General features: G+C 58.0%; 13 protein-coding genes, 1 tRNA gene and 2 pseudogenes. 5 read left to right on the forward strand and 11 right to left on the reverse strand.

Going from position 1 to position 22,103, the window contains the following annotated elements; genetic code table 11:
• The first annotated feature begins 71 nt into the window (after nucleotides 1-71).
• On the forward strand, nucleotides 72-1,427 hold the full coding sequence (gene sepH, locus ABD982_RS06230; protein WP_345445633.1) for a septation protein SepH: 1,356 nt from the start codon (nucleotides 72-74) through the stop codon (nucleotides 1,425-1,427).
• Nucleotides 1,428-1,572: 145 nt separating this feature from the next.
• Nucleotides 1,573-2,553: a hypothetical protein gene (locus ABD982_RS06235; protein ID WP_345445635.1), complete on the forward strand. Its 981-nt coding sequence runs from the start codon at nucleotides 1,573-1,575 to the stop codon at nucleotides 2,551-2,553.
• A 98-nt stretch (nucleotides 2,554-2,651) separates the two neighbouring features.
• Here the strand turns inward: ABD982_RS06235 and ABD982_RS06240 are convergent, their stop codons facing one another.
• From ABD982_RS06240 to ABD982_RS06255, 4 genes are all read right to left on the reverse strand, one after another.
• Nucleotides 2,652-3,875: an alkaline phosphatase family protein gene (locus tag ABD982_RS06240; RefSeq protein WP_345445637.1), complete on the reverse strand. Its 1,224-nt coding sequence runs from the start codon at nucleotides 3,873-3,875 to the stop codon at nucleotides 2,652-2,654.
• A gap of 5 nt (nucleotides 3,876-3,880) precedes the next feature.
• A complete protein-coding gene (locus tag ABD982_RS06245; protein ID WP_345445639.1) occupies nucleotides 3,881-4,471 on the reverse strand; it encodes a DUF5998 family protein in 591 nt (196 codons plus the stop codon).
• 68 nt (nucleotides 4,472-4,539) lie between these two features.
• Nucleotides 4,540-7,353: a bifunctional acetate--CoA ligase family protein/GNAT family N-acetyltransferase gene (locus tag ABD982_RS06250; protein WP_345445641.1), complete on the reverse strand. Its 2,814-nt coding sequence runs from the start codon at nucleotides 7,351-7,353 to the stop codon at nucleotides 4,540-4,542.
• A gap of 101 nt (nucleotides 7,354-7,454) precedes the next feature.
• Nucleotides 7,455-7,527: transfer RNA gene (locus ABD982_RS06255), tRNA-Lys, on the reverse strand.
• A 178-nt stretch (nucleotides 7,528-7,705) separates the two neighbouring features.
• Between ABD982_RS06255 and ABD982_RS06260 the strand changes: the two genes are divergently transcribed.
• Nucleotides 7,706-8,467: a hypothetical protein gene (locus ABD982_RS06260; RefSeq protein ID WP_345445643.1), complete on the forward strand. Its 762-nt coding sequence runs from the start codon at nucleotides 7,706-7,708 to the stop codon at nucleotides 8,465-8,467.
• Between the two features lie 64 nt (nucleotides 8,468-8,531).
• Entirely contained in the window at nucleotides 8,532-11,132 is a 2,601-nt protein-coding gene (locus tag ABD982_RS06265) for a DNA gyrase/topoisomerase IV subunit A (RefSeq protein WP_345445645.1), read from the forward strand.
• Nucleotides 11,133-11,209: 77 nt separating this feature from the next.
• Here the strand turns inward: ABD982_RS06265 and cydC are convergent, their stop codons facing one another.
• The 5 genes from cydC to ABD982_RS06290 form a co-directional block, all read right to left on the reverse strand.
• Complete coding sequence (cydC, locus tag ABD982_RS06270; RefSeq protein ID WP_345445647.1) at nucleotides 11,210-14,905, reverse strand: thiol reductant ABC exporter subunit CydC; 3,696 nt, start codon at nucleotides 14,903-14,905, stop codon at nucleotides 11,210-11,212.
• A gap of 109 nt (nucleotides 14,906-15,014) precedes the next feature.
• Complete coding sequence (gene cydB / locus ABD982_RS06275) at nucleotides 15,015-16,076, reverse strand: cytochrome d ubiquinol oxidase subunit II (protein WP_345445648.1); 1,062 nt, start codon at nucleotides 16,074-16,076, stop codon at nucleotides 15,015-15,017.
• A 14-nt stretch (nucleotides 16,077-16,090) separates the two neighbouring features.
• Nucleotides 16,091-17,677, reverse strand: coding sequence for a cytochrome ubiquinol oxidase subunit I (locus tag ABD982_RS06280; protein ID WP_345445650.1), 1,587 nt, complete (start codon nucleotides 17,675-17,677; stop codon nucleotides 16,091-16,093).
• A gap of 268 nt (nucleotides 17,678-17,945) precedes the next feature.
• Nucleotides 17,946-18,971, reverse strand: a complete 1,026-nt coding sequence (locus tag ABD982_RS06285; RefSeq protein WP_425570021.1) for a malate dehydrogenase — start codon at nucleotides 18,969-18,971, stop codon at nucleotides 17,946-17,948.
• A 66-nt stretch (nucleotides 18,972-19,037) separates the two neighbouring features.
• Nucleotides 19,038-21,134: a DNA gyrase/topoisomerase IV subunit B gene (locus tag ABD982_RS06290; RefSeq protein ID WP_345445654.1), complete on the reverse strand. Its 2,097-nt coding sequence runs from the start codon at nucleotides 21,132-21,134 to the stop codon at nucleotides 19,038-19,040.
• A gap of 210 nt (nucleotides 21,135-21,344) precedes the next feature.
• On the opposite strand from ABD982_RS06290, the gene ABD982_RS06295 reads away from it, so the two are divergent.
• On the forward strand, nucleotides 21,345-21,536 hold the full coding sequence (locus ABD982_RS06295) for a DUF7455 domain-containing protein (protein WP_251379835.1): 192 nt from the start codon (nucleotides 21,345-21,347) through the stop codon (nucleotides 21,534-21,536).
• Nucleotides 21,537-21,850: 314 nt separating this feature from the next.
• On the opposite strand, the pseudogene ABD982_RS11305 reads toward ABD982_RS06295, so the two are convergent.
• Together ABD982_RS11305 and ABD982_RS06300 are read right to left on the reverse strand one after the other, a co-directional pair.
• Nucleotides 21,851-21,943: pseudogene (locus tag ABD982_RS11305) on the reverse strand (RNA polymerase sigma factor); the annotation flags it as partial.
• 80 nt (nucleotides 21,944-22,023) lie between these two features.
• Nucleotides 22,024-22,103 (reverse strand): annotated as a pseudogene (locus ABD982_RS06300) (RNA polymerase sigma factor); the annotation flags it as partial.

The raw sequence follows: 22,103 nt of genomic DNA on the forward strand, positions 1-22,103 counted from the left end.
CAAGTAACTGTAAAGATTGAAGAGTGTGCGTGATTCTAATGACCGCGTACCCCTATGCCAAGGAGAAACCTGTGCTCGAACTTCAACTAGCTGGGATTCACGACGATGGCGAGAACCTAGTCCTCAACGACGATAACGGTTCTTCCTACCTGCTACCCATAGATCAGAATCTTCGCCAAAGCATTGCTAAGGCTCGCCGTATCTCACCTGCACGCCCCGGCGGTCGCGGAAGTTTCGGGCCTCGAGATATTCAGGCCAGATTTCGACAGGGTGCAACGGTTGAAGAAATCGCCGCTGAATCTGGCTGGGAAGCCGATCGCGTACGCCGCTACGAATGGCCCATTGTCGCTGAGCGCGCCAACATTATTCGTACTGCCCGCTCCGTGCTCATTTCGCCCACTCCCGGTGGCGAAGGCCCTGCACGCAGCCTAGACCAGCATTATGAGGCCATCTCACAACACTATTCCTTCGGTGATGCCCCGCTGGATTGGTCTACCTGGCAGCAGGAGTCAGGTCAGTGGACTCTTGCCCTTGATGTAGAGCTCCCGGCAGATGTGCAAGATGAACTGCCCCGCGGTGTACATTTTCCCGCCCGATGGACCTTCAACCCCGCTAATCAGAGCTTGTACGCTTCCAATGAAGCTGCCTATTTCCTCATGGGTCGGGAGCACACCACCGGTGGGCCCATCCCCGGCCTGGTAACAAACGGAACCTCACACAGCCCCGAAGCTGAGCAGAAAGCAGCAGAGACCGAAACTGCGCCCACCCCCGAGCCAGCGTCCTCGTCCCGTTTGACCGCTGTGCGCGTACCAGAAAACCGTGAGCAAAATGCTTTACTGGACGAGTTGACGGCTCGCCGTGGCGCTCGATCTTTTGACCCTGCAAGTGAGCGTAAACTGGCTGATCTTTTGGAGCGTGCCCGCCGTACCTCCCGCCCCCTTGAGGAAGCTCACGCTGAGGTGCCCACTGTAAGGGGTGAGGTTGATGATTCTTCAGTCGCTGAGCAGCCAGATAACTCAATCTCTGAACAGCTGGTATCCAACAGTGAGGCTGAAGCACCCTCCCAGGACGCCCAGGAGACCGCACCGGTTGCCGAGTCTGAAGCAACTGAGCGCCAGGGCGCCGAGGTGAAGGAGGGCGTAGCCGAGATTCACGAAGCCGCTGAAACCGAGGGCATCGATGAAGGAGTTGCCGGCGAAACCGCGTCTGACTCCGGTGCTACAGCAGAGCAGCTGGATGCTATAGAGCCGTCTGAGACCGAAGGCACCGACGCCCAGGACGACTCACACGGTGGGCAGGGCGAGGAAGAGACTGCAGCTCAGGAGCCTGTTGAAACGGAGCCTACCCAGCCTAAGCCCGCCTCGAGAGGTAAGCGCACCTCCGTACCCAGCTGGGATGACATCATTTTTGGCAATCAGAGGCGCTAATCAGCCTCATAGAAAATACAGGTGAGAGCTAGGAAACACAAACACCTTAGAAGCTTTAAAGCCCGCTAAGATGATAGTCACATCATTTGCTCGCACGCCCCTGCTGATAGGGAAGCAGGGGCGCAGAAACACTACAGAGGGAACATTGACGTCTCGTCCTAATTCTCAAGACTCCTCGGGTGAGGTTAGCCCCGCGCCGCGTACCTCCGATGCTACCGATAAAGCCGACCCCATTACTCAGCCCCTACCTCTCGCACAGGGGTATGAGTACGTAACCTCCGATAGCGGCTCACAGCAAACCGTTGTGGACGCTGAGGATGAATCTCTTACGTCCGGTTTGATGCGCCATGCTGAGATCGTTGAAAAGCCGACCCGCGAAGAGCGTCGCGCTGACCGAGCTGAGGCTAGGGCTGCAGCTTTGGTCGCTAAAGAAGCTGAAGGTGAGCGTGCCGCTCAGCTCCGTGCTGCCGCGGCCGCCGCCGCAGTGCGTGAAGCTGCCGAGCGTGATCGTTTAGTGCCCGCTCTTGCTATGGAATCTGCCTATTCCGAACCTGTTCGGGAAAAGAACAGCTCTAAAGCAGTTTTTTTTGGTTCCGCAGCGCTTGTAGCGGGAGCAATTGCTGCAGCGGCGCTGCTCTTCCTGCCGGAGATGAATAGCGCAGCTGATGAGCTGGGGCCCCCCAGCTCTCCGTCAGCTCCGGCCACCGTGACCAGCGCTGATATTGAGTCAGAACGCCCCTCCGCTCCGGCGCCGAGCTTCAATACCGAGGCTCCCACAGTGACTGAGCAAGAAGCAGCTGTAGAGCTCCCGGTGGCACCCGGAACCATTTCTTATGCACCGGTTGAGGCACCACCTGCGCCCACCGCTGAGACTATTGTTGAAGAAATACCCTCTGAAGATTCAACACCGTCAGAGGAAGCCACCGCATCACCGGAACCCACAGAAACCGCGGTGGAAACGCCCTCACCGGAACCAACAGAACCTCCTGCCCCTGTTGAGCCCACCGTGTCTCTCGCGCCAACACCTCCGATTGAAACGAGTGCTCCAGAGGTTGCTCCTCCAGCGGCCACCGCAGCACCTACCAGTGAAGCGCCGGTTCAGTCACAGGTCACGCCAACGCCCTAGAAGTGGTTGCAAAGGACCAGATATTCTAACTGCCTGGGGCCCAACGAATAACTGTTGGACCCCGGGCAGTTTGCTTGGGTCGATAGAGTGCCCCAGCTCTAGCCAGTGGGCAACATCAGCAGGGGAACTTGAGTTTCCTCTGCTGTGAGTGATCCATGCTGACCTACCATGTTCAGTGCGTGGGGTTTGTAATGGCGCATGTCATAGAGAGCCACCTGTTCACGAGCAGCGACCAGCACTTCACCGATGCGAGCGCGGGCTGTTTCGGTGATGTGCGCACCAAAGTACCCGCCGTTAAAGGCTTCTTCGGTGTCAATAATCCAGGCTTGCTCACCCCAGGCGTCCGCCCAGCGCTGCATGGTTGCCTCTTTAGCGGCGGCGCTGGTGTCTTTGAGGTGCAGTTGCACCATGCGGGGTTCACCAGCGGTAAGCTCGATATTTTCTAATAGCGCAGGATCCTGGGAGTAGTCGTAGCGGTTGGTCGGCTCAACATCGACCATGCCGTGGTCGGCTGTGACCAGAAGCAGAACGTGCGGGGGTAGCCGCTTAGCTAGATTCTTGAGCGCTAGGTTTAGTTCTTCTAGCTGCTCTAGCCACTGCTGGGAGTGCGCACCGTACTTGTGCCCGGCTTGATCTAGTTCACCCCAGTAGAGGTAGACCAGTGACGGCTTACGCGATGAGAGCAGGCTGGCGGCCAGGGTGGTCCGGGCGGCGTAGCCCTGGGCATGTACGAACCGCCCGCCGCGTAGCCCGGCTTCGCTGAGGCCGGTGCCTGCATACTTGCTGAGCGAGACGGTGGCAACGTCCAGATGTTTTTCGTAACGTTCAAAGACGGTGGGGTGAGGCTGCCAGAGGTGTGGGTCCACGGTCTTATCCCAGCCTGATAGCTGGTTCATCACTTGCCCGGTTTCCGGGTTTTTAAGTTCGTAGCCAGCCATGGCATGATAGCCGGGAGGTGAGGACGTGCCCAGGCTAGTAAGAGAAGCGACCGTTGTTGAGGGAACCGCCGAGTGCAAGGGCCCCAGGCTAGTGGCATTTTTGAGGAAGGGCGCATAAGAGCCGTAGGTTCGTAGCAGGCTCTCCCCCATCCCGTCCACCATGACCACGCAGACACTGCGGTAAGTATGGGGCTTGCCGCCGGCTTTTTCGATTCGCCCCGCTATCCCCAGCAGATCATGCCGCCCAGCTCCGTAGATAGGGTGGGGTTCAGGGGTCAGACTCCCCTGGGCTGTGAGCGTGCCGGCCGACTCAAAGAGGTCGGCTACCGTGTTGGCGCCGTAGGGCGGGGCTACCGGGAGTTCGTTTCCACAAAAATCTTTCATATCTGCTACCTGCTGCCTGCCTGAAGGTGGGCAGCTCGCAAAGCCCGGGCAAAGGTGCGGGCCTGCTGGGTTTGCTGGACGCCATCGGCCCCCGCACTAATTCGCACCAGGATGTCCTCTCGCGGTGCCAAGCCGGTCATCCCGTGGTCAGCATCGCAGGACGGGTCAGGGCACTCAGCCGGTTGCAGGTCAAGACGCTGGGAGCCGGTCCAGCAGAGCAGCATGGAAACCTCACTGACGGGGGCACCAGGAGTGTAGCTCTGCGGCTGGGGGTAAGCGTAGCTAACCGTGAAGGTTGAGATTTTTGAGACGTGCAGGGTCTCAGTCGACACGTGAGCGACCACCTGCTGCCCCTGTTCATCTAAGTTTTGGTCATCCAAATGCGCCACCAGTAGAAATTCGCCGGCCAGAACCAGGGCGGTGATGTGCCGGTGAACCTCGTTCTGGTCAAAGTGAGTTTCTACCTGCACCATGTGAGTGGTAGGTTCAAGACCCGCCAGCGCCTCATCGATCGTATCGAGCACCAGCTCCGGGTAGAAGCTTGCGTTCTGGATATCGGCAATCATGCGCTGGCGCGGGCTGGTATCTACACTCACGTCTACTCCTGAAGGTAGTGGGTTGTCTCTTGCTCCCTTACATTTTAGAGGCAGGTAGGTTCTTGGGGCTAACTGCTCATAGTTCTGCGGGCGGAATCGGTACGCTGCTGGGGGTTGCCCAGTTTGAGCCGGGCACCTACCACGGTCATGGTTTCCTGAGATACCAGGATGGGGTTGAGCTCCAGGTAGGCAATTTCGGGGTGGTTGTCTTTGAGCAGGGCGACCCGGGCACAGAGGTCTTCGAGCAGGTCAATACGGACCGCCGGTAGGTCCGCTTCACCCAGCAATTTTGCTGCTGCCTTGGGTGAGCGCACCATCTTGTAGACATCACGTTCGGTAAGCGGCGGAACACGGTGGGCCCAGTCATCGAGCAGGCTGGTGGCGTCCCCAGCCATACCGAAGGATACAACCGGCCCCATCAGGGGGTCTTCTATGGCAGTGAGTACGGCGGTCTGCCCCGCTTGCACCTGCTCTTGAACGCTCAAATCGAAGGTTCCGTAGGGTTCGAGAGCACGGTGCATCTGAACGATTTCACGCTCCAGTTCCGCGTCGCTTTCGATGCCCAAACGTACCCCGCCCAGGTCAATGCGGTGTCGCAGGAAGGGGTCGGTGGTTTTGAGGACGACCGGGTAGCCACCAATTTCTTGCACGGCACGGTGTGCTTGTTCTGGGGTGGAGAAACCGTACTCGGGGAGCAGGTCAATGCCGTAGTGGCCCAAAATTGCCTGGGTTGATTCTGCATCGAGTTCAATCAGATTCTCGCCGGTAACGTCCCCCATATGGGCAGTAATTTCGGCGAGTGCAGCTTTGGGGCTCACGCCTTCAGGTTGAGCAGCTACACCAGTTTCTTTAGCCCGCCACTCTACGTAGTCCATGACTGCGGCCAAGGATTTGATGGAGGCACCGGGTGACTCGTAGCAGGGCAAACCCAGTGTTTGCATGAGACGGGTGGCTTCTTCACCGGTGGGTTCGGCTCCCTGGCTTTCGGTCTGACCCGGTGCTGGGTAGTTGGCGGTTTCATCCTGCCAGATGCCGCGTAGGGACTGTTCAAAGGTCACCGTGCCCGGGAAACTGGCAACTGCGGGTTTGCCCGTTGCTGCTGAGGCGCGTAGGAGCACCCGGGCAACGTCACGGGGGTCGATGGATTCACCGGTGAGGAAGACTCCTATGACCGCATCAATATCTGATGCTTCTAAGGCTCCAGTGGCAACCTCTTCTAGCACTTCAAGCCCGTCTAGTCCCTCATCGGTCAGGCGCAACATGGACTCATTGATACGGACATCGATGCCTAGTTCCGCAGCCTTGTCCGCAATAATCTGCCCCAGGGCAGATGCGTTGGAGAGCAGTGCCACGCGGCGGCCGGCAGGGAGGGGTTGGGAGACCAGAATTTGGGCGATATCAAGAATCTGGTCGAAGGTTTCGGCGCTAATCACACCCGCTTGACGGAACATAGCGTCGATGGCCTGCGTGGGGGCGATGGAGGTTCGCCCTGAGTGCCCCGGAGGTAGCTGCTGCCCGGTCACCGCGTTCTTTGCCACCAGCACGGGTTTGACGCGCGAAAGCCGGCGGGCGATGCGGCTGAACTTACGGGGGTTGCCAATAGATTCAAGATAGAGGGCGCAGACCTTGGTGGCGCTGTCATCTTCCCAGTACTGCATGATGTCGTTGCCCGAGACATCTGCCCGGTTACCCGCTGAAATCAGGGAGGAAACCCCGATATTGCGGCGTACAGCAGAGTTAGAGAACATAGCACCAATGGCTGAGGATTGGCTAAAAAGGCCCAGCGCGCCCGGGGCCGGGTCGTAGGTGCTGATGGTGGCATCCAGTTTCACAGCAGGGTCATTGTTGAGCACGCCGAAGGACGCCGGGCCAATGACCCTCATACCAAAACTACGGGCAGTTTTGACCAGGGCTTTTTGGCGGGCACGCCCGCGAGCGCCGTCATCGGCAAAACCGGTGGTGTAAATCAGGACGCCGCGGGCTCCCGCCTGACCTGCGGACTCAACAGCTGCAGCAACCTCAGTAATGGGCACGGCAATGATTGCTAGGTCAATGCGTTCTTCAATCTGGGTGAGGTCAGTAACGACTGGGGTTTCCCCGGCAGCTGTCCCGGCGCTGTTGTAGCCGTAAAGTTTGCCGGTGAAGCCTCCTTCACGAATGGTACGAATAACCTTATGGCCGTTGTTTTCCCAGGCATCCGCCGTACCCATCACCACAATCACTTCGGGGGCCAGTAGTTCGGCAATTGATTTTGCCTCGGCGCGGTGCTCACGAGCCTCCATCACACCGCGGGAGCGATCAGTGGGGTCAATGTTGAAGTGCACGGCAACCAGGCCATCATCAAATTCGCGGGCTAGCTCGTAGCCTGCATCGGTGAAGACGTTGAGCATTTTACGGTTTTGCGGGAGCACTTCGGCGCTGAACCGCTCGATTCCTTTTTCGTTAGCGGCAGCGGCGAGGTGTTCTAGCAGAATGGAGCCGATTCCGCGGCCCTGGTGGGCGTCTGAAATCATGAAGGCGACTTCAGCTTCTGTGGGGTCGGTGGCACGGTCGTAGCGGCCGATACCGATCATTTCGCCGTCTAGCATGATCACAAACGCAACTCGGTCCTTGTGATCCACGGTGGTGAAACGGGTGAGTTCTTTGTCGCTGAGGGTGGGCTTGTGGGCAAAGAAACGCAGGTAAATGGTGCGTTCTGACTGGCCCGCGTACATCTTTTCAAGGGCTGCTCGGTCGGTGGGGACCACAGGACGCAGATGAGCTGTCGCGCCGTCGCGGAGCACGACGTCCGCTTCCCAATGTGCCGGGTAGATGAAAGGAAGCTCAGCTGTAGTGGGGCTGGTGGGGTCTGCTGGGGTGAAAACATCGTTGGTTTCAGTCACGGGTGCCTCCTGGGCTGATGATAGAGCCGGTTGCCTTAAATAGTAGTCGCAACAGACAGCAAAAGACCCCCACCGTGCGGTGGAGGTCTTTTAAGAAAATGTGCGCCCCCTCGGACTCGAACCGAGAACCCATTGATTAAGAGTCAATTGCTCTGCCAATTGAGCTAGAGGCGCTTATTTATTTATTATCACCGGCAAGCTTTCGCTCCCTGGCAACGAATAAATACTATACGCACCGATTTGACCCACCGCAACTTGAAAACCGCTTTTGTGAGCACCTACACAAGAACCTTTTCAAAGACCGCTCAGTTGCTCTCTAGTAAAGGCCCGCCACGGGCTCTAACATAAGACCATGATGAAGGAATCAGAGCTGCCAGCCAGCATCAACCGCATAGCGTGGCGTACCGCTTTTATCAGCCTCATCATAGCCCTCCTGGTCTTTATCGCGACCCCGCTGCTACCGGCGTCCAGCCCCCAACAAAAGCTTGCTCTGATGGCGTCCGCTGGCTTTGGTTTGCTCTTCATTGTCGCTGGGTTTCTCTATTTCGTCACGGAGCTGAAGCAACCAACGCGCTCTATCGAACAGGTCAAAGCCAATCGCATCAGTTCTCCCCCGCCAGACTGGCGCGGTCTGGGGCTTACTGGTTTTATCTGGTTACTGGGCATGGGATTACTGGCAGCGCATTTTTTCTACTGGAACCCCTTAGCAGCCGCTCCACACCTGACCTTTCAGGAAATCTACGATCAGATGAAGCTCGCCCAGGAGTTCTCGCCCAAATTGGTCATCACTGCAGGCTCCATAGCTCTGTTGATTCAGTTGGGTGTTGGTGCCCTTCATCTGCTGTGGTGCAAGGTTGCCAGCTATACCGGCACACGAGCCATTGGCTGGTTAGCTCTGGGAACCTGGTTCTCACTAACAGTAGCCTGGCTTGCCTGGGGCTTTCACATGAGTATGGGCCTCGCTGACACCTTTGCCCTAACCGGCGGTGACTATGAGGTAGTACCCTCCACCCTTGTTTCCCTGGTCATGACGGCGCTCTTCCTCACTGGCATCTACGGCCTCCTGCGCCCGGCTCCGCGGCATCCTGCCCCGGCAGCCCTTCAAGAAGCTTAAGTCATCTAGCTGTTCACGGTATTATGGGTTAGAAACTATGTTCGAAACCGATTGATGAGGTCCCATGGCTCGCCGCACCAAAACCGCGCACGATGACTACCCCGAGGGCATTGTAGAAAACATCGTCGATATTGATGTCTCAAGCGAGATGGAAAACAGTTTCCTCGAGTACTCCTACTCGGTCATCTACTCCCGTGCTCTGCCGGACGCCCGAGACGGACTCAAACCAGTGCAGCGCCGCATCCTCTACATGATGCAGCAGATGGGCCTACGCCCAGACAAGGGGCACGTCAAAAGTGCCCGCGTCATCGGTGAGGTCATGGGTAAGCTCCACCCCCACGGCGACAGCGCTATCTACGATGCCATGGTGCGACTCGCCCAGCCCTTCGCGATGCGCCTACCCATGGTTGATGGGCACGGTAATTTTGGTTCTTTGGACGACGGCCCGGCGGCCTCTCGTTACACCGAGGCCCGCATGGCCCCGGCAGCCCTTGCTATGACAGCTGACCTGGGCGAGGACGTCGTAGACTTCGTGCCAAACTACGACAACCAGTTCATGCAGCCCTCCGTGCTACCGGCTGCCTACCCCAACCTGCTAGTGAACGGTTCAGCCGGTATCGCGGTGGGCATGGCAACTAACATGGCGCCGCACAACCTGCGCGAGATCATCGCCGCTGCCCGCCACCTGTTGGAGAGCCCCGATGCCAGCCTCAAGGACATCATGAAGCTGGTGCCCGGCCCCGATCTGCCCAGCGGCGGCACCATTGTGGGCACCACCGGCATTAAGGACGCCTACGAGAAGGGGCGGGGTATCTTCAAGACCCGTGCCAAGGTATCCATCGAGCAGGTAACTGCCCGCAAGCAGGGTATCGTGGTCACCGAACTGCCCTACATGGTAGGCCCCGAGAAGGTCATTGAAAAAATCAAGGACGGGGTTAATTCTAAGAAGCTACAGGGCATCTCTGACGTGGTTGACCTGACCGACCGCAAAAACGGTCTGCGCATGGTCATTGAAGTCAAGAACGGCTTTAACCCTAAAGCGGTGCTAGCTGCTCTCTACAAGCACACCCCTCTAGAAGACTCCTTCGGCATTAACAACGTTGCCTTGGTCGACGGTCAGCCTCAAACCCTGGGTCTGCTTGACCTCCTGCATGTTTACGTGGATCACCGCCTTGAGGTGGTGCGCCGTCGCACCAACCACAGGCTTGGCAAGCGCCAGGACCGTTTGCACCTGGTCGAAGGTCTGCTGATTGCCATCGTCGATATCGACGAGGTCATTCAGATTATTCGATCGTCGGACGAAACTGCCCAGGCACGTACCCGCCTCATGCAGGTCTTTGATTTAACCGAGGTGCAGGCAAACCACATTCTGGAGCTACGCCTGCGTCAGCTCACCAAGTACTCCCGCATTGAGCTGGAAACTGAGCGCGAGGATCTGCTGCGCGAAATTGCTGAGCTGAAGGAAATTCTGGGGTCGGACACCATACTGCGTGCCCTGGTTTCTGCCGAGTTACAGGCTGTAGCTGACGAATACGGCACTGACCGGCGCACCAAGATTGTCACCAAGGACGATCTGGCTGATGCTGTCGCAGCTCTCTCAACCACTGCCTCTAAGGCGAAAAAAGAGGCAGGGCTTTCGTTAGAAATCGCCAACGATCCCTGCTGGGTTCTGCTCTCTACTTCTGGGCAGGTGGGCCGTACGCGCGGTGAAGCCGGCGGGCGCAGCGAGCTAATTGAGCCAGGTAAGCGCCTGAAACACGATGCGCTGACCTCTTGGGTACCCACGACTGCACGCGGTGAAATTGGGGCGGTCACCTCAACCGGCCGGCTAGTGCGCATATCGGTACTGGAGCTACCGGTGCTAGAAGATTCAGCGGGCACTCCCCTGCTAGCGTCCGGTGTGAAAGCCGCAGAAGTAGTCACGCTGGGACGCGGAGAAACCCTGGTTGCCCTGGTGCCACTCGATCAGGTGCTGGCGCTCGCGACTGAACGTGGCGTGGTCAAGAGAGTTAACCCTGATTACCCTCTGAATGCAGGGGACTTTGAGATTATCAAGCTCAAGCCTAAAGACCGCCTGATTGCCGCTACCGCCTGTGACAGCAATGATTTGTTGCTAACTTTCGTGACCGAGCAAGCCAAGCTACTCGTCTTTGATGCAGCCAAGGTTCGCCCGCAGGGCAGGACCGGTGGCGGCATGGCGGGCATGAAGATTGCCGACGATGACCGGCTCATCGCCTTTGGGGTGACGGCCCCCGGCTCCCCCGCCCAGGTGGTAACCATTACCGACGGCGGAGCTGAGGGCGCTTCAGTTAAGGTAACCGAGCTGGCTGACTTCCCACAGAAGGGCAGGGCAACTGCCGGTATGCGTGCCCACCGCTTCCTCAAGGGTGAAACCGCCCTCGCCCTCGCCTGGGTGGGGCTCGGCCCTGCTAAGGCTGTTTCAGCAGCTGGGGTGGCTCGTGCTCTGCCCGGTGAGTTTGGTGCCCGCGATGGCTCCGGTGTGCCCCTGGCTCAGGCCGTGGACGCAATAGGCCCAGCTTACGCGGTCACCGCGGCAACACCCGTAGTAGCAACCGAAGCTGATCAGCCCGGTGCGTTAACATCCGTTGAAACTCAACGTGGCTCTCAAGATGCAGTTGAGGTGGCCGAAGAAGCACTCTTCTAAGCTGTCTTACAACTCAATGAATAAAAGTGCCCTGGCAAGCTAGTCTGCTTGCCAGGGAACCGCCTCTTTGAGCGGTTTTAGAGTTTGACGACGGTATCGCAGGCAGCGATATCTTCAGCACGGTGCGACACCAGCACCACAGCCGGCAAGGTAGTTTTACCGGACGGTTGATCTGCTGAGGTACGTTTGGTGCCGCGAGCAACCTCATCGATCAGTGCCACAGCAGCTGGAGCGTCCAGGTGGGCAGTGGGTTCGTCCATGAGGAGTAGCGGAGAATCCACCAGCAGGGTTCGGGCGATGGCTATGCGCTGGCGCTGACCGCCAGAGACGAAGGAACCACCAGCACCCACGGGAGTCTGCAGGCCCGCCGGTAGCTGCCGCACAAATTCTCCAAGCCCCACGCGGTCTAGTACCTCGTACATTTCAGCTTCGGTGGGCCTTTCCTCAGACGGACGGGCAATCGCTAGGTTGTTAGCGATGGTCGACTCAAAGATATAGGCAGACTGAGGGCACCAGGCTGCATAGCCCCTGAGCGCCTGCGCATCAAAGACCTGGCCATTGACCCGAATCTCGCCTTCTTCAAGCGGTAGGAAGCCGAGCAGGGTAGCCAGCGCCGTGGTCTTTCCCGCACCTGACGGGCCGGTGATACCCAACCATTCGCCGGAAGAAACTGAGGCGCTCAGACCGCTAAAGACCGGTTGCTGCATGTCTGGCCAACGGGTTGCCAAAGATTCAAGCTCAAGGGTGATGGTGCTGTGGGCACGTCGCTGGGAGCTACCGACTCCGGGTTCCCCCAGAATATCGCGCATGTTCTGGCGCTCCTGCGCCTCGCTTTCTTGGTCGCCTTGATCCGCTTCAACGTCAGCCAGGTGCTGTCGGGTACGTTCTACCAGGATTGCAAAGGCCGGCCAGTTGCGCACGGCTTCCATGTGGGCAGCGGTGGTCTCAAAGAGGGCAGTGAGCATCAGGATGACCACTGCAGCGGTGGGGGCAGTAATACCCCCATCGCGTACCGAGGGCCACACACAGATGATGGTAGCGAGCGCGGCTCCCCACCAGGTAGCGACCATGAGCCCCTGCCCCACACCGATGGCACGCGAGCTATGGATGCGGGAGCGCACGTTCAGGCCATCCCTGCGAGAAAGTGCTAAGGCAACCGTTTGGTCCAGGTCGTTATTGTGCAGGTCCGGGGCAGCGTCGATGGCGGATACACCTAACCTCAAAAGGCCCGCGGTTTCCCTGCGTGCCGCGGCGTCCGCACGTGCATCAGCACGGATGACCACTGCTGGGATGATAAAGGTGGCGATGAGTACCGCTAGCCCTACGGGTAGTAGGGCGATGGGGGTAGCTAGCGCGGTCACAAGGAGTACCAGGCCCATGACAATGAGGTGGGACGCTACGGGCAGCAGAACGCGGGGGGCGGTGTCTCGCAGCTCATCAACATCACCCACCAAGCGGTCTAGCACCCGGTCACCGCGTAGGAGGGAACGTACCGATAGCACGCTGCGCCCCGCGGCATCCCAGGCGCGTATTCGCAGGGCATTAGCTGCTTTGAGCACGAGGTCATGGGTTTTAAGGCGTTCGGCGTAGCGGCTCACTGCACGGCCCAGGCCAAAGAAACGCACACCGCTCACCGCTACTAGGAGGTACATCATGGCTGGCTGCTCAGCAGCTCGCACAATCAACCAGCCTGATAGGGCGGTGAGGCTGACGGCAAAGACCACGGTCAGAACCGAGAGGAAGACGGGCAGCAAGGTCTGGTGAGCTCTGATGCCGGTGAGTTTCCGTGCGGTGCGCAGAGTGCTCACGATGCCGGGGATACGGCGGCGGTGCGGTGCGCTTGGCTCTTCGGCTTGCGCCACTGGAGTTGAGTCTTCGAGTTCACCGGTGGCCACCGCTTGGGCTAAGGTGCCCAGTGCATAACCTCCCAGCCCGGTGGTATTTTGAGAGGTCAGCTGCCATGTCACCCCGTGAGGGCGCCGGGTGGCGTCCAGACGGTTGTTGGTAGCAGCAGCGAGCTGGGTGTCGTGGGTGACGATAATGAGTGTGGCGCCCGTTTCTTGGAGGGCAGCGAGCGCTACGTTGACTTTGGCTGCTGAGACAGGGTCAAGGTGGGCGGTAGGTTCATCAATGAGTACGGTGACGTGGTGGTTCTCTGCCTGCAAAGTGGCGACGCGGGCGAGAGCTCGGGCGATAGCTAGGCGGCGCATTTGCCCGGCGGAGAGCGCCTCGGGCGGTAAATCTGCCAGGTCAGCTAGGCCAACAGCGTGCAGGTAGCTGGTGAAAAATTCACGGTCTTCTTCGGTGAAAGCAACGGTTTCACCGAGCAGGGTTGAGGCGTAGTGGATGCCTTCAAGGGCCCCTTCACCGCGCGTCACGGCGGCGTAGAGAGCAACCTCTGCCAGAGCTGTGGGGGCGATGAAGGCTGAAGACTGGCTGATCCATACGGTGGATCCGGTACCACTCACTAATCCGCTGACCTTGATTGGTTCTGTGGTGCCGGTGGGGACCAGCCCGTGACGCAGAGCGCCGCCCAGCACTCCCAGCAGGGTGGATTTGCCGCAGCCTGAAGGGCCAGTGATGGCGGTGGTGGTGCCGTGCTTGAGGTTGAAGCTCACACCGGTGAGGACGCGCTCGCGCCCTGGGTAGCTCAGTGAGAGGTCGCGTACCGATATATAGTCTCCGCCGGGGGCAACCGTGGGTGGGGGTACCGATTGATCAATAATTTCTTGGGCTCGGCGCTGAGCTGCCACGCCCTCTTCTGACTGGTGGTAGGCGGTGCCGACGTCCCGCAGCGGCTGGTAGCATTCGGGGGCCAGTAAGAGGGCGAGCAGGGCGACGTCCAGCCCCATGTCTCCCTCAACCAGACGTAGACCAATAAAGACAGCCACCAGTGCGATAGAGATGGTGGTAATGAGCTCTAGGGCAAGCGAAGAGAGGAAGGCACTCCGCAGGGTATACATCGTAGCTTTTCGGTAGCGTTCACCCAGCTCCCCCAGCGCTTTAGACTGTGCGCGTGAGCGCCCCAACCCCACCAGAACCGGCAACCCTTTAACCAGTTCCACGATGTGGTCAGATAGACGCAGCAGATCCTTTTGGGCACGCGCCGTATCTTCACGGGTGGTACGGCCAATCAGCACCATGAACACCGGGATGAGAGGCAAGGTGAGCACGATAATGAGGGCTGATACCCAGTCATAGAACGCTATCACCAGCAGTAAAATGCTGGGGATAACGGCAGTTGACACAAAGGCTGTCAGTGTCTTGGTGTAGTAATGATCCAGTGCATCAAGGCCGCGTGAAAGTAGTACAGCGGTAGCGCCGGTACCATCAGGTGTATCGATGCCTCCGGTAGCTAGTACTCTCCGGATCACCTGACGGCGAAGAGTGGTTTTAGCGCCGGTAGCAGCTTTTTGTGCGTAGTAGGTGAGATACCAGTCCGCTGCTGCCCGCACAATGAGGGCTAAGGTACCTGTTAGGGCGAGTGACAGAACGCTGGGCTCCACAAAAGGGCTGGCAAAAAAGATACCCTCAACCTCTGCTCGCCCGTTGCCTGCGAAGATCGCACGCTGAGCCTCCACCGCGCTGGCGTAGGTCGCCCCTTCATGGAAGACAGCGAACGTCAGTCGCGCCAAGTAGGTGATAGCAGTACCGAGGACGGCAGCAAAGACTACCAGTGCCAAAGTTTTGATGGCAATCAGTAGGGAAAAAACCGCGAGGTTTTTCTTGGCATCGGGTCCCAAGGGTGGTCTGCTGTTCTTTGGGTTCGCCATGAAGGTTTCTGCCTTTGCTGCCGCGAATAGTTTGTTCACCATTGTAGTGGTATCTCTACCTGCCTGCCGAACCGGAGCTCGTCCTTCCGTCTCTCAGAAAATCACGGCCTTACTTGCTGATTCTGCGAGCAAGCTCCGTAACATCATGGGCTGTGGGTATATGATCAACGGTCAGGCGCTGACGGAAGACCCAGTAGGTCCAGCTCTGGTAGATGAGGAGAATCGGCACCCCAAAGATAGCCACCCAGCTCATGACAGTTAGGGTGTAGTCAGAGCTTGATGCGCTGGAAATCGTGAGGTGATGTGCTTCGTTCAGGGTTGAGGGCAGGACGTTGGGGTAGAGCGCCAGGAAGATAGCGCTGATCCCCAAGACCGTGAAGCTGGCCAGGGCTGCAAAGCCCTTCCCCTCGTAGCCGGCTTTAAGCAGTGTCCAGGCCCCGACCGCAGCAATGGCCGCAACTGCGGTAAAGGCCCAAGAGAGGGCTTTACCCGCGGTGAACTGCAAGTAGAGAACCCAACCGGTCACCGGTAGAAGTAGCAGCGGCAACAGCCTCAGTAACAGCGTACGGGCGCGGTGGCGTATCTCGCCGTCGGTCTTGAGGGCGACGAAGGCCAAACCCATGACGAGGGACAGCCCCACCATTGCCAGACCACCCATCAGTACCGCGGGGGTTGCCCAGGCAAAGGCGCCGCCCACTCGGTCTCCGTTGGCGTTGAGAGGAAGGCCGGTGCTGGTGAGGGCCAGCAGGGCACCAATCATAAATGCAATCACTAGTGAGCCCAGAGAAATAGCTAGGTTCCAGCCCGCAATCCACCGAGCGCTGTCCTTTTTGCCCCTGTATTCAATACCCACTGCACGGAAGATGAGGGCTAGCAGAGTAAGTGTCAGCGGAATATAGAGGGCAGAGAAGAGCGAGGCGTACCAGAGCGGGAAGGCTGCAAAAGTCGCGGCACCGGCCGTCACCAGCCACACCTCGTTACCGTCCCACACGGGGCCAATGGTGTTCAGCAGTAGGCGGCGTTCCTTCTCGTTCTTAGCGAAAAGGCGACTCATGAGCATACCCACCCCGAGATCAAAACCGTCCAGAATGATATAACCAATCCAGAAAAAGCCAACGACGGCAAACCAGATGGTGGGCAAGAGAGGTTGGTCGGCAAATAGATCAAACATTGTTCTACCCTTCTCTAGTAAGCGAACGCGAGAACGTCGCGGTCATCGTGGTCATCGTGGTCATCGTGGTCATCCTGGTGAGGGTCTTCAACCAGTTCAGGCATGGCGGCTACCACCCCGGCCTTGACGTATTTTGCGAGTAGGTAAATTTCAACCACCATCAGTGCGGCATATACCAGGGCTAGGGAGACCAGCGAGAAGAGGATCTCAAAACCAGAAACCCCGGGCGATACCGCGGCTGCAGTGAACATCAGAATGGCGGGGTTGCCATCCGGATTAGGAGCCACCACGAAAGGTTGCCTGCCCATTTCAGTGAAGACCCAGCCTAGGATATTAGCGCCAAAGGGTGCCAGAATACCTGCTATAGCCAGGTTAGAGATCCACTTCGCTTCCGGCACGGTACCCTCACCCTTTTTGCGGGTCACCCACAAAACGTAGAGGAAAGACAGGGCACTTACCCCACCCAGGGTAATCATGCCGCGGAAACCGTAGTAGGTGACCTCCATCAGCGGCAGATAGTCGATTTCTGAACCGGCGCGCTCGCCGTAGAGTTCGGGATCATCGGGCAGGTGGGTGCCGTAGGTTTCTTCGTAGATAGGCATCAGAGTGGTGATGCCGGCGACGTTGGTGGTGAAGTCCTCATAGGCAAGGAAGGAGAGGAGCCCGGGAATCTCAAGGATCGCTTGAACCTCATCGCAGTTCTGGGCTCCGGGTGAAGACAGTGATAAGACCGAAAAACCTGTGCCGTCGTGGCAGGCAGCCTCCGCTGCAGCCATTTTCATGGGCTGCTGTTCTATCATGAGCTGTGCCTGGGAATGGCCGGTGAAGGCGGTACCCAAGAAGCCGATGAGACCTACAATTGCACCAATACGCAGGGACTTGAACCAGACCGTAAAGTCAGTGGTATCACGTGCGCCTTCTACCTGCTGGCCAACGACTACTTTGCCGTTCTCACCGATAGTATCTACACCATCGCGGCGCCGCTTCCAGAGCTTGTACCAGGCGATACCCACTAAGAAACCACCCGCGACCTGCACCGCACCCGCCAGAGCGTGGGGGTAGGCAACCATAGCAGTGTTGTTTGTCAGCACAGCCCAGACATCATTGAGGACGGGGCGTCCGTCCACCATCTCAACGCCAACGGGGTGTTGCATCCAGGAGTTCGCCACAATGATGAAGTAGGCACTGAGCCAGGATGCTGCAACCGCCATGAAGAGGCAAGCTGCATGGATTTTGGGTTTGAGTTTGTCCCAACCAAAAATCCAGAGACCCAAAAAGGTAGATTCTACGAAGAAGGCAAGAAGACCTTCCATGGCAAGAGGGGCACCGAATACGTCTCCTACGAAGCGGGAGTACTCGCTCCAGGCCATACCGAACTGGAATTCCTGCACTAGACCGGTGGCCACGCCCATGATGAAGTTAATGAGGTAGAGCTTACCCCAAAACTTGGTCATGCGCTTGTACTCAGGCTTTTGCGTGCGGATGTAGGCGATATAGAAACCTGTCACAACGGCGCCAAGCCCCAGGGTGAGGGGGACCATCATGAAGTGGTAGACAGTGGTGATACCAAACTGCCATCGGGCAATTTCGAGGGGATCCATCGGTGTCCTTGTGAAGTGCGAACGGGTGAACAAGCGGCGCTACCGATTCCCGGTAGTCCGGCCTTGCTGTGGTGATTTTGAACTATGGTACACCCCCAAAATTGGGAATCACTTAAGGTCACTTACACCCTGTCAGAGCAGGATTTGACGCGTGACTAAAGGTGCCTCAAACGCTAAGACCCGCTGTGACCTTTAAGTGCACAGCGGATCCCACTAAGGCGTCTCCCTGCCCATTCACAGGTGCGGGTAGAACCCAAGGTCAGAGGCGTTAGCGCTGCCCTAGTAAGCCCAGCTGGGCCACAGCCTCACGCTCGTCAACAAGCTCAGTCACCGAGGTAGCAATCTTGTTCCTCGAAAAATCTGAGTGCTCAAAAGAGTGAATAATCTCATATTTTCCTCCCGAACAGCGCACCGGGAAAGAGCTAATAAGACCTTCAGGCACCCCGTACGATCCGTCCGAGGGGACAGCCATGGAGGTCCACCGCTCCCCTGTTCCCAGCGTCCAATCGCGCACGTGCATCAAAGCTGCATGAGCGGCAGAAGCAACTGATGACCCGCCTCGCACCGCGATGATTTCGGCACCGCGATTAGCCACCGTGGGGATAAAGGTTTCCTCAATCCAGCTCTGGTCTAGACCCTTTTCGGCTAAAACATCAAGAGCCGCACGCCCATCCACCGTGGCATGGAAGAGGTCGGGGTACTGGCTGGCGGAGTGGTTACCCCAGATAGTGACCCCTTCGATATTCTGCACTGCTGCCCCGGTTGCTAGTGCTAGCTGGCCGACAGCGCGGTGGTGATCCAAGCGGGTCAGGGCGGTAAAGCGCTCCAGCGGGACGTCTGGTGCGTGCGAGGCTGCAATGAGGGCGTTGGTATTGGCCGGGTTCCCCACCACTGCCACCCGCACGTCATCAGCCGCGTAGTCGTTAATAGCCTTACCCTGCACCGAGAAAATACCGCCGTTGGCTTCCAGTAAATCGGCGCGTTCCATGCCCTTGGTGCGGGGGCGTGAGCCAATCAACAAAGCGACATTGGCACCGTCAAACCCAACAGTGGGATCATCAGTAACCTCCACCGACTGCAAAAGCGGGAAGGCGCCGTCGGTCAGTTCCATAGCGGTCCCCTCGGCACCGTTGAGCCCTTGAGGGATTTCGAGGAGTCGCAGGCGAACTGGGGTGTCAGCTCCCAACATCTCACCGGCGGCAACGCGAAAGACCGAGGCGTAACCAATTTGACCGGCAGCACCGGTAACGGTGACCGTAACAGGATTCTTTTTTGAAGGTGTCATGGACAACATTATATAGTGACTTGCGTAACTCTTACCGGTTGGACTCCCGGTGTTTAGGAAGCGAGTAATAGGTCCTTAAACGTCGATAGCAGCAGCATCGAGCTTGTGGGCGCCACGAATAATAAAGTCCTTGCGGGGGGCGACCTCTGACCCCATCAAAAGGGTAAAGGCACGCTCAGCTGCCTCGGCATCTGAGACCCGCACCCGGCGGAGCATGCGGTGGCGGGGGTCCATGGTGGTTTCAGCCAGCTGATCTGCATCCATTTCACCCAAGCCTTTGTAGCGCTGGATGGGCTCTTTGTAGCTCTTACCCTCAGCTTCAAGGCTAGCCAGCAACTGATGTAACTCTTGTTCGGTGTAGGTGTAGACCATTTCATTGGGCTTACCGCGGTGCACTACCTCAACCCGGTGCAAGGGCGGCACAGCAGCGTAGATCTTACCTGCCTCAACCAGGGGTCGCATATAGCGGTAGAAAAGGGTCAGCAGAAGCGTGCGAATGTGGGCGCCATCTACGTCCGCGTCGGTCATCATCACGATTTTGTCATAACGGCGGGAGTCTAGGTCAAAGCTTCGACCTGAACCGGCACCAATGACCTGAATAATGGCGGCGCATTCGGTGTTGGCCAGCATATCGGTGATAGAGGCCTTCTGAACGTTCAGAATTTTGCCACGAATGGGCAGTAGCGCCTGGTAGGTGGATGACCGCGCCAGACGGGCTGTTCCCAGCGCTGAGTCGCCCTCCACAATAAAAAGTTCAGACTTCTCGACGTCCGTGGTGCGGCAGTCCACCAGTTTGGTGGGCATAGACGAGGTCTCTAGCGCGTTCTTGCGCCGCTGGGTTTCCTTGTGCACCCGTGCCGAGACGCGGGATTTCATTTCAGCAACCACCTTTTCAGAAAGCTGGGTGGCTTGTGTCTTATCGGCCCGCGCCGTAGCTTTCAGTTTGTCCGCTAGTTGCTTGGCAACTACCTGAGAAACAATCTGGCGCACAGCTGGGGTGCCCAAAATTTCCTTGGTCTGACCTTCAAACTGTGGTTCAGCCAGTCGCACGGTCAGCACGGCTGTGAGGCCTGCCAGCACGTCGTCCTTCTCAATTTTCTCGTTGGCTCCCACCTTGAATTTGCGGGCATTATCAGTCAGGTGTTTACGGAAGGTCTTCAGCAGACCCTGTTCAAAGCCGGTCTGGTGGGTACCTCCCTTAGGGGTGGCAATAATGTTGACGAAGGTGCGCAGGGTGGTCTCATAGCCAATCCCCCAGCGCAGGGCAATATCGACTTCGCATTCGCGCTCAACTTCAGTGAGTTTGGAGTGGCCTTTACCATCGAGCACGGGCACCGTTTCGGTGAAGGTTTCCCTGCCGGTAAAGCGCCAGATGTCGGTCACGGAGGTATCGTGGGCCAGGTATTCAACGAACTCGCCAATCCCCCCATCGTGTTGGAAGACCTCTTCAAAGCTTTCGTTCTCACCAGGTGTTCCGGGTAGGCGGCGGTCATCGCGGATAGCTATGCGCAGGCCCGGGATCAGAAAGGCAGTCTGGCGGGCGCGAGCAGTCAGGTCAGCGTAGCTGAATTTGGCATCCGGGGTGAAAATCATGGGGTCAGCCCAGTAACGCACCCGGGTTCCGGTGACACCGCGTTTAGCTTTACCTACGACCTGTAGAGGATCGCCTGCGGTAGAGAAAGCATTATCAGGTTTTGGGGTGCGGCCATCGTCAAAGATGCCAGGGACGCCGTGGCGAAAACTCATCTGGTAGGTCTTACCGCCGCGGTCCACGTGTACATCTAGGCGGGAGGACAGCGCGTTAACCACTGATGCGCCTACACCGTGCAAACCGCCGGAAGCCGTGTAGGAGCCACCGCCGAATTTACCGCCAGCGTGCAGCTTGGTGTAGACCACTTCAACGCCTGAGAGACCAGTGCGCGGTTCGATGTCGGTGGGCACGCCTCGGCCGTCATCTTGTACTTCTACCGAGCCGTCCTTATGCAGGATGATTTGGATGTTCTGCCCGTACCCTGCCAGCGCTTCGTCCACGGAGTTATCGATGATCTCCCAGAGGCAATGCATGAGCCCGCGAGAGTCGGTGGAGCCGATGTACATGCCGGGGCGTTTACGCACGGCTTCAAGACCTTCGAGGACTGATAGGTTACTCGCGGTGTAGTTGCTGGCGGCCACGGGGTCTCCTTGGGGCTGACGGACTTATCGACTCTCTAGTTTAGTACATATGTTCGGATTATGCGGCTGATGCCCTGATGCTTAGAGACCTAGCTGGGTTTTACGTCGCCTCGGAGTGGCTTAGTGCCCTGAGCGAAAGCCGATGCAGTGCGGTCTGCTAAATGGTTGTATGGGGGTATACCCTAAAAGTTCAGAGAAGGAGAGTAAATAATGAGTGCAACTCTTGAAGCTCGCGAGCTGAGCGCCCTTGATCGTTGTGATGCCTGTGGGGCGCAGGCCTATGTACGCGTGGTTTTTGCTAGTGGTAATGATCTGGTTTTCTGCGGCCACCATGCCCGCAAGAATGAGCAGCAGTTGCGCGAAGTTGCTACTGAGTGGGACGACCAGACCGGCCGTATTTAGTAGCTAACTCCCCACTGTTGATACAAGGAGCCCCGCAACCCTAGGGTTGCGGGGCTCCTTGTAGTTGGTGTCCATGATCGATCCTGGCAAAATAAGAGGGCGCGGAATGGTGACCCGCGCCCTTACTCATTGTGTTCAGTTTTAGTCTAGGTAGTCGCGCAGAACCTGGCTACGTGAGGGGTGACGCAGCTTAGACATGGTCTTGGACTCGATCTGGCGGATACGTTCGCGAGATGGAGCGCCCGGTTGCGAGCGCGCGAGCAAATAAGAGGGCGCGGAATGGTGACCCGCGCCCTTACTCATTGTGTTCAGTTTTAGTCTAGGTAGTCGCGCAGAACCTGGCTACGTGAGGGGTGACGTAGCTTAGACATGGTCTTGGACTCGATCTGGCGGATACGTTCGCGAGATGGAGCGCCCGGTTGCGAGCGCGCGAGCAAACAAGAGGGCGCGGAATGGTGACCCGCGCCCTTACTCATTGTGTTCAGTTTTAGTCTAGGTAGTCGCGCAGAACCTGGCTACGTGAGGGGTGACGTAGCTTAGACATGGTCTTGGACTCGATCTGGCGGA

Origin of the sequence: Rothia endophytica (assembly GCF_039543885.1) — a bacterium.
GTDB lineage: Bacteria > Actinomycetota > Actinomycetes > Actinomycetales > Micrococcaceae > Rothia > Rothia endophytica.